This is a genomic window from Azospirillum sp. RU38E, assembly GCF_900188385.1.
In the GTDB taxonomy this organism is placed as follows: domain Bacteria; phylum Pseudomonadota; class Alphaproteobacteria; order Azospirillales; family Azospirillaceae; genus Niveispirillum.
The window spans coordinates 296,428-309,285 of sequence record NZ_FZOI01000004.1; the positions used below are offsets into that span (position 1 = coordinate 296,428).

Below are 12,858 nucleotides of genomic sequence, written 5' to 3' on the forward strand. Positions count from 1 at the left end.
TGATGGTAGGATATAGAGCCCCAACGGCTTTCTGTCAGCCACCCCGCTTCGTTTCGCCCCACGAAGCCAGATGTTCCTTGAACGCCTCTCGCGTCAGTAACGCCCAACCAGCACCGGCTGAGCCCGTCGCGTCGGCAAAAGCACCCAACAACGTGCCCTAACCCCACGAGGTTATGGATGGTTTCCGATAGCAAGTTTTTTATGTTTTACTGTTTTGATCACATGAATACCGTACTTGCTTTCCACCTTTCCACTATGCACCATGAAAAAGGGGGCCGCAGAACGGCCCCCTTGCGGTAAAGTCCCGCGACCAGCCCTTGTGCTGATTATTCGGGCCGGGTGAACAGTTCCTTTACCTGAGCCACCCTCGTTTCCGTGGTCGAGTAATAGGCCCAGATATAGTCGCCGCCCGCACCTTCATTGAGATCACAACCAACATGCTGAAAGCCGGGGATCTGCGGGGGTACGGACTGATTGGTCACGACGAAGGCCAGAGACTGGATCGGCTGCCGACCAGCATCATAATTCCAATACATGTAAATGTATTTCCCACCAGCCCCGCTATTCAGATCCGCCGGAGACCAGTTCCAGCCTGGAATGCTGTTCGCCTGTGCAGAACTGTAGGCGATGAAGTTCACATTGGTGATCGGCTGTTTACCATTGGTCTGATAGCCGACATAGATATACTTCCCACCAACGGTGCTGTTCAGGTCCGTCAGATAAAAATCCCAGCCCGGCTGATAGAAGGGGCCGCGCTCGCTATCAACCTGTACAGTGAGGTTCGTCAAAGCCATTTTGATCTCCGTTAATGAGCATTAACACACCGAAATCGATGCGCTGGTAATATGCGTAGCAATGAAAAATTGTAACGTCAACCTACATTTTAATATTAAGATTGATTTTTTTGTTAAACTTGTAATGCGGGCGAAGAGTCATACAATTCAAAATTGTCATCCATCGCCATGCAGGAGCCAGCGCAAACCGTCCATTTTCAATTGGAAACCCCAATATTTACATGCAGTTACGGCATTTAACGACTTTAAGTTTTATATTTTTCACATTATGCGTGGGGCGGGGGGCGCGGCCGGCGATGGTCCATGGATGCAGATGCGCCCGATCCAATGAATTCAGCCTATCGGTATCTTCCATTCGAGCGCATTGCTGAGCCGCGCCGCCATCGGACAGGACCAACAGCCCGTCGACCATTTCAACACGGCTGTCCTGGGTCTGCGGTCCCGCCCGGAACACCCCCGCCACCCCGATACGAACAATCAATCTGGGCTTCTGACCGCTGCCTGCGATATAGACGCTATGGTCAGCCACCCCGCTTCGTTTCGCCCTACCGGAGCCCGCCCTTTGCGCCCCGTCATCCTGTTCCCCCTTTTCGCCCCCATCACCAGCCTGCCGGGCCTGGGGCCGCGTCTTGGCAAGCTGGCGGAGCGGCTGGCCGGCCCGCATGTGGTGGATTTGCTGTGGCACAAGCCGGTGGGCATCGTCGACCGCATCGCCGTGCCGTCGATCAGCGAGGCGCCGGAGGGGCGCAATGTGGTGCTGACCGTGCGGGTGGATGGGCATATGCCGCCGCTGGCCCCCAACCGGCCCTACCGCATCCGCTGCATGGACCATACTGGCCTGATGGATCTGGTTTATTTCCACATCAAGGGCGACTGGCTGAAGGAAAAGCTGCCTGTCGGCAGCCTGATCACCGTTTCCGGCAAGGCGGAATATTATAACAACCAGTTGCAGATCGCCCACCCGGACCATGCCGCCCCGGTGGAGGATGGCGCCCCCGCCACCTCTGCCGTGGAGCCGACATATCCCCTGACCGGCGGCCTGAACCCCAAGCCGCTGCGCAACGCCATCCAGGCGGCGCTGTCCCGCGCCCCACAACTGCCGGAATGGCAGGATGCCGCCTGGCTGAAGCGGCGCGACTGGCCGGATTGGCACAGTGCGCTGACCCGCCTGCACAACCCGGTGGATGAGGCGGATATCAACCCGCTCGGCCCCGTGCGCCAGCGTCTGGCCTATGATGAGTTGCTGGCCAACCAGTTGGCGCTGACCCTGGTGCGCGCCGCGCAGAAGAAGCTGGCCGGCCGCGTGGTGGAAGGTGATGGTCGCCTGCGCGCCCAGATCACAGCCGCCCTGCCCTATCAACTGACCCATGCCCAGGCCCGCTCCCTGGCGGAGATTTACGCCGACATGGCCCAGCCGTCGCGCATGTTACGGCTGTTGCAGGGCGATGTGGGCAGCGGCAAAACCGTGGTGGCGCTGATGGCGCTGTTGAACGCGGTGGAAACCGGGGCGCAGGGGGCGCTGATGGCCCCCACCGAAATCCTGGCCCGCCAGCACGCCGAAACCCTGGCCCCCTTGTGCGATACAGCCGGCGTTCGGCTGGCCGTGCTGACCGGGCGCGACAAGGGCAAGGCGCGGGCGGCCTTGCTGGAAAAGCTGGCGGCGGGGGAGATCGACATCCTGATCGGCACCCATGCTTTGTTTCAGGAGGAGGTGGCCTTTGCCGATCTGGCGCTGGCGGTGATCGACGAACAGCACAAGTTCGGCGTTCACCAGCGCCTGCAACTGGCGGCCAAGGGGCGCGGGGTGGATACGCTGGTGATGACGGCGACACCGATCCCCCGCACCCTGACCCTGACCGCCTATGGCGATATGGATGTCTCCCGCCTGGATGAGAAGCCGCCAGGCCGCCAGCCGGTGAAAACCGTGGTGATGCATTCGGATCGGTTGGAAGAGGTGGTATCCGGCCTGCCCCGCGCCATCGGTTCCGGCCAGCGCATCTATTGGGTGTGCCCGCTGGTGGATGAAAGCGAACAGGTCGATCTGGCCGCCGCCACCCACCGCCACGCCACCCTGCTGGAACGGTTCGGCGACCGGGTGGGCCTGATCCATGGCAAGATGAAGGGGCCGGAAAAGGATGCCGTGATGGCCGCCTTTGCCGAGGGGCACCTGGATATTCTGGTGGCCACCACGGTGATTGAGGTCGGCGTGAATGTGCCGGAAGCCACCATCATGATCATCGAACATGCCGAACGGTTCGGCCTGGCCCAATTGCACCAGTTGCGCGGCCGGGTGGGCCGTGGTTCCGGTGCCTCCACCTGCCTGCTGCTCTATTACCAGCCGCTGGGGGAGGTCGCCCGCCAGCGCCTGCAGGTAATGAAGGAAACCGAAGACGGCTTCCTGATCGCCGAAAAAGACCTGGAACTGCGCGGTGCCGGCGAAATGCTGGGCACCAAGCAATCCGGCATCCCGGAATTCCGGCTGGCCGATGTCGCCGTGCATGGGGACTTGCTGGCGGTCGCGCGCGATGACGCCAAGCTGATCATCGAGCGCGACCCGGAACTGGCATCCGAACGCGGGGTGGCGCTGCGGACGCTGCTTTATCTGTTTGAGCGGGATGCGGCGGTGAGGTATCTTAGGTCTGGGTAAAACTGGAGATTATATTATTATGCATTACATTGATCGCGTCCAGGTGGAAGGTTTTTGGAATGAATGGAGTATAGATGTTGATCTGCACTCTGATGTGAATTTTTTTATTGGGGAAAATGGCAGCGGAAAAACTAACTTTATAAATATGGTAGCGGCATCACTTAATTCCGACTTTGCCACACTGGACAGGCTTGAATTTTCAAAAATCACTATTTACTTAAAAAGAAAGGATTCAAAAAATTCTCCAAAGATAATTGTCTCAAAAAACAATAAAGAAATGGAGCCATATACTTCTATTAATTTTCAAATACAGCTATCAGATAACTCTGATCTAATTGATTTTAATTTAAATAAATTAATTGAGGATGACCGTATTATGCGTCACTATCCTCCAGAATTATATAGAAAAAATTTTCGCCGGCACCAATATTTGGTTAATGAAAAAATATATGAACTTATAAATACGACTTGGCTCACCATTAACAGAACATCAATGCAAAGGAACATAGATGATAAATCATTTGAAAATAGTGTAGACAAAAAGATAAGCGAGATTTCTGAAAATTTGGTGCGTTATTTTAGTTCACTGGAAAAACTCTCAAATGAGGAAATGACAAAATTTCAGGAAATTATTTTTCTGTCTCTTCTGATGGAGCCACATTCAGATGATTTACGGAGTTCTGTAAGAAATGTTGACTTGGATGCAGAGCGTCATACACTCATCGAAATATTTAAAAAATTTCATATATCTGAAAATCAGTATTCAAGGAAAATTAACAGCCATTTTGATAAATTGAAATCGGCTCAAGGTCAGTCTGATTTGAAGCTTGAGGACATTATATCAGTAACGAATAGGCTGAGAATTCAATCTGTGCTGAAAGATTGGAGGCGTTCATTAGAGAGGCAGAATAATATTTTTTCTTTCCGGGACAAATTTCTAAACGTTGTTAACGAAATGCTTGCTGGAAAAGAACTAAAAATCAATGAAAAAAACGAGATTTATGCTAAAAGTAAGTCTCGCGGCTCTAAAGCAAACCTATCCATATATGAATTATCCTCAGGGGAGAAACAATTACTGATCCTACTGTCAGAGGCCTTGTTACAGAAATCAACACCATGGGTATATATTACAGATGAACCAGAGTTATCTCTGCATGTTCGATGGCAATCTGAGCTTATGGGCAATATCTTGCTTCTGAACCCTAATTGCCAAATTATATGTGCCACACATTCACCCGACATAGTAGGGCGGTTCAGTAACAAAATATTTAATATGCGTGACATTTTAAAGAAAAACTGATTCGGAGGATTTTACAATGTTTATTCGAACACCACAAGGTTTAAGCAATTTAAATAAATTTTTGGAAGTTGATATTATAGTTTTTGTTGAAGGAGGCACGCATAGCTATTCTTTAGATGAAGCAATGTCGGGGAAATTTAACGACGAGGCTATGGACATAAAATTTTGGGAAGGCCTATTTTCAATATTCGCCCCTCGTAAAAGGGTAGAATTTCGTGCTTTGGGCAGTTGCTATACTGTTCGACGGTTGGCAAGAAAAATATTAGAAGAAAATATTACTGGCGTAGTCTGTGCAACAGATAGGGACTACGATAATTATTTCTGGTCTGGAAAACAGATTTCTGGATGCATTACAACCTGGGGATATAGTTGGGAAAATGATGTGTGTAGCTCAGACAAGATGTTTAGAGAGTTATCACATTTTTCCCAAAAACAAAATGAGAAAACAGATATTATAAATTTTTATTCTAAAATTTTAGAAAAAGAAAAGAATTCTATAAGAAAAATAATGTTCATGGATTACGTATTGTTATGCGCTGGCATACACTTGATTCCCAGAGAAAAGCCTAGAAAATATATAGTGGAGTCACACATCGGCATTTTCTGCAATTATAAGTTAGCGTTCAAAAAATACAAAGATGAGAGAAGAAATCTGAAGTTCTCTATAGTTAACTCTCGAAACTTTCAAGCTAAAAATCTTATTCATAATAAAGATGTATGTGGTCACTTTTTAATGGAGTTCTATTTTATGATTTATTGCAAAATAATGCGGGACAAACTGAATATCCCAAACACAAGAAAAGATTTATTTATGCTTAACGCTATAAAACTTTTCAACGAAGACCTAAGATCAAATTCTACATCCGAGCTTTATTTTCACTACAGAGAGCAGTTTAAAAATTTGCGGATCGACTCATAATCCATATGGTCCTGACCATGTGGATCGGGGATATTGAACTGGCCAACCTGATAACGCCGTCTTGCTACCTAGCGCGACCGGAAAAGACAGCCAACCGGATGATATAATTCGTGCCAGGGACCGGCTGGCTGATTATAAGAAAAAGGAAACGGCCATGATCGACACCAACCATGATCCGCTGGGTGACAGCTTCGAGTCTTTTCTTGAGAGCGAGGGCATCAAGGAAGAGGTCTATGGTGCCGCCATCAAGCGCGTCATTGCCTATCAACTGGAAGCGGCACGCGATGCCGCCGATATCTCCAAAACCGCCATGGCGCAGACCATGGAAACCAGCCGCACACAGGTTAACCGGGTACTAGACCCGGAAAATGTTGCCATCTCCCTGGAACTGCTGGATCGGGCGGCCAAGGCTGTTGGCAAACGGCTCCGGGTGGAATTGATCTGAGGTTCTTTCAGGTTGGCAGAGGCGGCAAGGCTACCCATTGCCGCCTGCCCATGATATAAATGGGCCGATATTCCTATAAATATGCCCGCAAGCTCGGAAAGGCCCCCACCACAGCCCAGCGCCCCGCCTACGCAACAGTTTGTCGAAAACTGTTGCGTAGTGTTGCGCAGACCAGCCCAACCGGGAGCGACCCTGCGCAACATTTCATGCAAATCTGTTGCGTAGTGTTGCGCAGGATATCGTTGGGGCGGCGTCACGCGGCTGGTCGGGCTGTCTCAGAACTCCACCCCGACGCGGATGCCGACTTCCCGCGGGGGGCCATAGAACTGGTTGCTGGAGGAAGAGGCCATGCCGGAGACATAGGATTTGTCGGTCAGGTTGGTGGCATAGAGTTCCACCCGCCAGCTATCCCGGTTGAGCGTGATGCGACCAGACAGCAGACCATAGGCCGACAACCGGTCGGAGATCGGCGAATAGCCGATATAGGTGTAGCGGGAGCCGAGATAGGCATAGTTCAGGCGCGGCACCAGGGTGGTCCGCTCATCCAGCTTGAACGTATATTGCGCGCCGATATTGCCGCTCCAACGCGGGGAATAGAGGTTGGGGCCCGCCTTGGTCACAGCCTGGAAGGGCGTGTAATTGAAGCAGACGGGCGGGGCGGAGGGGGCACCCGGCGGGCATTGCGCCCCCAGCGTGCCGGGCGGCAAGGGCCGTGTATTGACATAGCCGACCCCGCCTTTGAGTTCGGAATCCACAAAGGAAAGCCCGCCATCGAATTTGAAGCCACCAAACTGGCCTTCCACCTGGGCTTCAAACCCCTTGATGGTGGCGTCGGTGATATTCTCGATGCCGGCCTGACCCGTGGCCGTATTCAGGATATCGAACTGGAAGTTCGAATAATCATTATAGAAGGCGGCCAACTGGGTACGGATATGCCCGGCGAACAGGGTGGATTTCCAGCCCGCCTCGTAATCCCACACGGTTTCCGGGCTGAAGGTCGATTCCGTCGAATTGAAGCCGCCGGGCTTGTAGCCACGGGCGGCGAAGACATAGAGCAGATTATCGTCATCCAAATAGAAATTCACATTGGCCTTGCCGGTATAGACCGTCTCCTTATAGGAGCCCGACAGGTCGGTCACCGGCAGGCCACCGGGGGGAAATCCTGGAATGCCGGCGCCAATGACAACATCGCCCTTGCCATCCGTTTTATAGTGGGAATAGCGCCCACCCAGTTGCAGCTCCACCTTCTCGGTCAGGCGATAATTGCCCTGGGCGAACAGGCCGGTGGTGGTGCGCTTGTTCTGCGGCGTGATGTGGGTGGGAAAGCCGCCCGCTGTCTCGTGGATACGGACATCAATATCATTGCGCTGGAAATACCCGCCGAGGATCCAGTTGAACCGGTCCTCCTCTGGGGAGATCAGGTTCAATTCTTGGCTATATTGCTTTTCATTGGCGTAATAGTCCCAGACGATTTCGCCCCCAAGACGGGCCGGCGCCTGCGAACCGTCAATGTCATCCAGGCTGTTGACGGTCTTGCTCTGATAGCCAGAAACCGAACGCAGCAGGATATCGTTGGCGAAGGTCTTCTTCAGTTCCAGGCTGGTGATGAAGGCCCGTTCGCGGTGCGAGGTCGGGGTATCAAAGCTCAAGGTGTCGCGGTCGCGCGGCGCATAGGAGGCGAAATAGGTGCCGGGGATGGGCTGATAGGCATAGCCGCCCGTCTGCATATCATTGAACTGCACCTTCAGCAGGGCCTGGAAACCGTCCGTCTGGTGCAGCAGCCCGACACGCCCGCCCTTTTCATCCAGCTTGCCGGCCTTGTTATGGAAGGGGCCGGTATCCTTGTAATAGCTGTCATGGCCCCGCATGAAGCCGGCGACACGCAGCGCCATGGTGTCGCTGATCGGCGCGCCGGTGGCCGCCTCCACCGCATAATTATTGTCGGTGCCATAGGAGGCGGTGGCATAGCCGCTCCGGCTGCCCAGTTCAGGACTGCGGGAGGTGAGGAAGATGGCCCCACCGGTGGAATTGGACCCGACCAGGGTACCCTGGGGCCCGCGCAGCACCTCCACCCCCGCCAGATCATAGAAGCTGTTGAACTGCACGATGGGCGGCTGGAACAGCCCGTCGACATAGGTGGCAACGCCGGCCGTGGCATTGGGGGAGTTACTGGCCAGCCCGATGCCACGGATATTCACCGACTGGGTCTGCCCGGCATTGGTGATGGACAAGGAAGGCGAAGCACTTTGCAGATCGGCCATCTGGACAACGGCCTTGGCCTCCAGTTGCCCGGGGTCCAGCGCCGTGATGGCGATGGCCACCTTTTGCAGGTTTTCCGACCGCCGCTGGGCGGTCACCACAATTTCTTCCAGCGCGAACGCTTCCGGTTCGGCACTGGCCGGTGCCGCCGTCTGCGCCAGCGCCCCGGTATTGATGGCCGTCGTGGCCAGCAAACCCAGAACAAGAACCTTTCCATTGATGCGTTTCATGGTCCCGCACTCCCTGTCTTCTTGATTTTATCTTGATTTATTTGGGCTTTTCGCCCCGTAGGGGCGCTCCTTTCTGGAGCAGCCCCCGCTTGACAAAACCCTCCCGCTCAGCGCGGTTTCCAGGCCGACACCGCCTCCAGGAAGGCGCTGGTCTCCTCATGCGGGCCCATATCGTCATTGGGGAAGTAGCTGAGCTTCACCACAACGGTGCGGGTCGCCCGGTCGACGAAGATATACTGGCCCTGCAGCCCGATGGCCTGGAAGGCATGATCATTAGGAATCCACCATTGATAGCCATAGCCCGGCCCCGGCCCGCCGGTGGCCTTGGTGGATTCGCGCACCCATTCGGGGGAGACGATCTGATGGCCGTTCGCCTGCCCGTCCTGCAGCATCATCTGGCCGATACGGGCGAAATCCCGCGCCGTGGCGTTGAAACCCGCCCCATTGAATTCGCGCCCCACACCGGGCTGGCCATCCATGATGAAGAATCCGTCGCGCTCCGCCCCCAGCGGCTCCCACAGGCGCTGGGCGGCATAGGCGGCAACGGTGCTGCCGCCGCTGACCCGTTCCAGCAGCCAGCCCAGCACGGCCGTATCAATTGTCTTATAGGCCCAGACCTCGCCCGGCTTGTGCTGGCGCTTGATGGTACGCGCCGCATCGGCAAAGCGGACGACATTGCGCACCAGCGCCTGTTCATGGTTGCGGGCGGCCGCCCCCGGATTGGCGAAGTCGTAGCGTTCTTCGTACTCCACGCCGGAACGCATCTGCAAAATCTGCCGGACGGTGACACCATCATAGCCGCCGCCCTTCAGCTCGGGCAGATAGGTGGTGATGCGGTCATCCAGCGACTTGATGCGCCCTTCCTGCACCGCACAGCCGATCAGGATCGCCGTGATGGATTTGGTCACCGACCAGGCCATGAAGCGCGTCTGCTGATTGGTATTGTTGCGGTAGATTTCAGAGACGATGCGCCCATCCTTCATCACCAGCAGCGCGTTGGTGTAGGTGCGGTCCAGGAACTGTTCCGCCGTATATTGCTGGCCCTTGTAGGAATAGCTGAGATCCAGCGGATGGTCCGCCTTGGGCAGTTCCCAAACCGCACCCGACCGCGCCACCGTGCGGGTGGTGAACAGCTGGTCCATGGAATGGAATGTCAGGGCGTTGACATCCGCATCATTCATCTTGCGCCGCAGATCCTGCACCGGGCCGGGCACGGTGGAGGGCGGCAGCGACGGGTCCGGGGCCGGTGCGGGATAGGCCAGGGCCAGGTAAGGCACACAGGCGACTGCCAGCGCCACGGCACCCCGACGCAGAATTCGACCAGCTCTCATAACTCCCCCTTGATTGGCGGCAACAGGTTTGACGGAAAGCCAGGGCCGGCGCTTCCAGCGTGCCGGCCCTGCTTCGGTGCCTGTATTGTTGGGGGTGTTACGGATCGGTCGCGGCTCCCATATGGGATACTATCGCGATGATATTCCGGAAAATCGGTGGCGGCCGTTCTGAACGGCCGCCCACCCGCCTATTGCATCATGCTGACCGCCAGGGAGGTGCAGACGCGCCGCACCAGTTCGGCCTGACGGGGAGAGCCGGTCTTGGCCAGGGCGCGCTTCAACTGGATGCGGGCGGTTCCCTCCGTAATGCCGCGCTGCTGGGCATAATCACGCAGCGACAGCCCATCGCAGAGCCCGACCGTCAGCCGCGCTTCCGCTGTGGACATGCCAAACAGGGCCGCCACCGCAGCAGGGGAAATATTCATCGGGCGGCCCGGTTCGCGCAACACCAGGGCCACGGTGCGCGATGTTTCCCGCCCCCACAGCATCGGGCCGGCTTGCAGGCCGGTGGCCATGACCTGCATCCCCCCTTCCCCGTCCATCCGGCCCAGGGTCAATTGCGTGGATTGCACCGGCCCACCGGCCCCGGCCTGCGACAGCAGGGTCCGCAACGACCCGGCGTCGGCCGGCTGCACCGCCCGGATATACCCCCCCATCTCCCGGATGGCCGGGGAGCGGTGCAGGATGGTGCGGGCGGGGCTGTTCATCCAGATGATCCGGCCGGCCGTGTCACACAGCACAAGGGCGGCCCCCAGCACCTCCCCCGCCTCTGCCAGCAGATCGGCCTGCAGGCGGGTGGATTGCAACTGATCCCCCAGATCAATCGCCTGCCGCAGATGCGGCAGCAATTGCTTGGTCAATTGCTCCTCCGCCGCTCCCAAAGGCTGATCCATCATGGTAGAACGGTGCAGTTCCAAAGCCAGAAAGCGACCGGGCGACAATTCTGTAAGGCCGCAGAGATTGCTGCCCAACTGCAACATCTGGCAGCGTTGCTTAAGCTCCCGCAGCTCCGGCGATCCGGGGGGAAACGCATCCTCATCCCGCATCACCACCGCCTGGCCGGCAACATCTCCGCTGGGGCGGATGCGCAGACGGGGATTGTCATCATTATTCAACACCCGGTCATGTTCGTGCCGATGCGCGTGGGAATAGGAATCCCGCACATCCCATACCGGGGTGAAGCGCCCGCCCCTGTAATCCAGTACCTGGATCACGGCACTGCGCACCGACATGAAATCACAAACCTGATCCAGCACCGTGCGCCAGCGGTCTGGCGCTGATGGACACGCATAGATATTCAGCAACATCTCCTGCATATCACCCTCCCCTGTATTTTTCTTTATCGGGCAGCATTTTTGATACCCGTGCCGATGGTCGGCCCGTCCCAGGAGGGTGATCAGGACATTATCGCCCTTTACCGGCCAAGGTCGCCATGGCGGCATAACAGTACTGTATCATAATAATGCAGTGCTGGGAGGGCTTCTTCAGAAGGATGGGAGGCTGCGACTTCTTTCACAAGGAGGCTGGGCTGGGGCGGCCTTCCCGTCGGCCGCCCCGCCCCCTTGGGCTCAGACGGCCCGCTTCAGCCAGCCAGCCAGATCGGCGCGCGGCACGCTGGCCTGTTCGCCGGAAACCATGTCCTTCACCAGCACCTCGCCCTTGGCCTTTTCATCCGTGCCCATGATGATGGCATAGCGGATGCCGGCCTTGTCGGCGTAGGTGAACTGCTTCTTGGGCTTGGCCGGTTCCAGCTGGATTTCGGTATTGATGCCGGCGGCCCGCAATTCCGCCCCGATGGCCAGATAGTCGGGCAGCAGGTCAGCATCAAACTGCGTCACAAGGGCCTGCACGGTGGACGGACCATCGGCCACAATGCCCGCCTGTTCCAACGCATAGAACAGGCGCGTCAGCCCGATGGAGATCCCCACGCCCGGCAGCTTGGATTTGGTGTAAAGCCCGGCCAGATTCTCATACCGCCCGCCGGAACAGACCGACCCCAGGCCCGGATGATCGGTCAGGAACGTCTCGTACACCGTACCGGTATAGTAATCCAGGCCACGGGCGATGGCGAGATTGACCCGCCAATGCGTTTCCGGCACGCCGAACGCTGTGAGCGCGCCCACCACCTGGCGCAGTTCGCCGACACCTTCCAGGAAGGTGGCATTATCCAGCCCCAGCCGGTCCAGATGGGCCAGCGTATCCGCCGCCGGGCCGGAGAAGCCGATCATGTCCAGCACGCGGCCAGCATTCTCCGCCGACAGGCCGATGCCATCGCCCTGCAGCAGGCTCAGCACCTCCTCGCGCGACAGCTTGTCCAGCTTGTCCACCTGCCGCAGCACCAGCACCCGCACGCCGGGATCGGTGATGCCCAGCGCCTCGAACATGCCCAGCAGGATCTTGCGGTTGTTGAAATTGATCTGGAACGGCCCCACCGCCAGTTCGGTGAACACGGCATAGATCACCGCCGGCATTTCCGCATCATAGACAACCGACAGGCTGTCCTTGCCGATCACATCGATATCGCACTGATAAAATTCCCGATACCGCCCCTTCTGCGCCCGCTCGCCGCGATAGACGCGCTGCATCTGATAGCGGCGGAAGGGGAAGGCCAGTTCCCGCTCATGCTGGGCGACATAGCGGGCGGTTGGCACCGTCAGGTCAAAGCGCAGCGCCAGATCAGGCTTGTGACCCTGTTCAATGGCCCCGGTGGACTGCACGAAATAGACCTGCTTTTCCGTCTCCCCGCCGGATTTGGACAGCAGCACATCCGCCACTTCGAACACCGGGGTTTCCAGCGGCAGAAAGCCGAACCGCTCATAAGTGCGGCGGATGGTGTCCAGCATCCGCTGGAAGGTGATCTGCCGGCGCGGCAGCAGTTCCATCGTGCCGGGCGGGGTGCGGGGGGTGATCAGGGCCATCGGAACAATCCAGCG

At 56.6% G+C, this 12,858-nt stretch carries 10 protein-coding genes; 4 read left to right on the forward strand and 6 right to left on the reverse strand.

The annotated features are described in order from the left end of the window. Positions 1 to 326: 326 nt before the first annotated feature. Together CHB97_RS11045 and CHB97_RS25910 are read right to left on the reverse strand one after the other, a co-directional pair. The gene (locus CHB97_RS11045) at positions 327 to 794 is read right to left on the reverse strand and encodes a hypothetical protein (protein WP_089288010.1); all 468 of its coding nucleotides are present in this window, start codon (positions 792 to 794) and stop codon (positions 327 to 329) included. Positions 795 to 1,011: 217 nt separating this feature from the next. Further along, positions 1,012 to 1,323 carry a hypothetical protein gene (locus tag CHB97_RS25910; RefSeq protein ID WP_143270841.1) on the reverse strand — a complete coding sequence of 104 codons (312 nt, stop codon included), beginning with the start codon at positions 1,321 to 1,323 and terminating at the stop codon, positions 1,012 to 1,014. A 33-nt stretch (positions 1,324 to 1,356) separates the two neighbouring features. Here CHB97_RS25910 and recG point away from each other — a divergent pair, with 33 nt between their 5' ends. From recG to CHB97_RS11060, 4 genes are all read left to right on the forward strand, one after another. Continuing rightward, positions 1,357 to 3,441 (forward strand): ATP-dependent DNA helicase RecG, encoded by a 2,085-nt coding sequence (recG, locus tag CHB97_RS11050; RefSeq protein WP_089288011.1) that lies wholly within the window; start codon positions 1,357 to 1,359, stop codon positions 3,439 to 3,441. A 19-nt stretch (positions 3,442 to 3,460) separates the two neighbouring features. Next, positions 3,461 to 4,741, forward strand: coding sequence for an AAA family ATPase (locus CHB97_RS11055; RefSeq protein WP_089288012.1), 1,281 nt, complete (start codon positions 3,461 to 3,463; stop codon positions 4,739 to 4,741). Between the two features lie 16 nt (positions 4,742 to 4,757). Then, on the forward strand, positions 4,758 to 5,660 hold the full coding sequence (locus CHB97_RS25915; RefSeq protein WP_143270843.1) for a hypothetical protein: 903 nt from the start codon (positions 4,758 to 4,760) through the stop codon (positions 5,658 to 5,660). 154 nt (positions 5,661 to 5,814) lie between these two features. Continuing rightward, positions 5,815 to 6,105: an XRE family transcriptional regulator gene (locus tag CHB97_RS11060; protein WP_089288013.1), complete on the forward strand. Its 291-nt coding sequence runs from the start codon at positions 5,815 to 5,817 to the stop codon at positions 6,103 to 6,105. 275 nt (positions 6,106 to 6,380) lie between these two features. On the opposite strand, the gene CHB97_RS11065 is transcribed toward CHB97_RS11060, so the two are convergent. From CHB97_RS11065 to hisS, 4 genes are all read right to left on the reverse strand, one after another. After that, positions 6,381 to 8,594, reverse strand: coding sequence for a TonB-dependent receptor (locus tag CHB97_RS11065; RefSeq protein ID WP_089288014.1), 2,214 nt, complete (start codon positions 8,592 to 8,594; stop codon positions 6,381 to 6,383). Positions 8,595 to 8,701: 107 nt separating this feature from the next. Then, on the reverse strand, positions 8,702 to 9,925 hold the full coding sequence (locus tag CHB97_RS11070; protein WP_089288015.1) for a serine hydrolase: 1,224 nt from the start codon (positions 9,923 to 9,925) through the stop codon (positions 8,702 to 8,704). 188 nt (positions 9,926 to 10,113) lie between these two features. Then, positions 10,114 to 11,241, reverse strand: a complete 1,128-nt coding sequence (locus CHB97_RS11075) for a helix-turn-helix transcriptional regulator (RefSeq protein WP_089288016.1) — start codon at positions 11,239 to 11,241, stop codon at positions 10,114 to 10,116. Positions 11,242 to 11,493: 252 nt separating this feature from the next. Next, positions 11,494 to 12,843, reverse strand: a complete 1,350-nt coding sequence (hisS, locus tag CHB97_RS11080; protein WP_089288017.1) for a histidine--tRNA ligase — start codon at positions 12,841 to 12,843, stop codon at positions 11,494 to 11,496. Between the last annotated feature and the right edge of the window lie 15 nt (positions 12,844 to 12,858).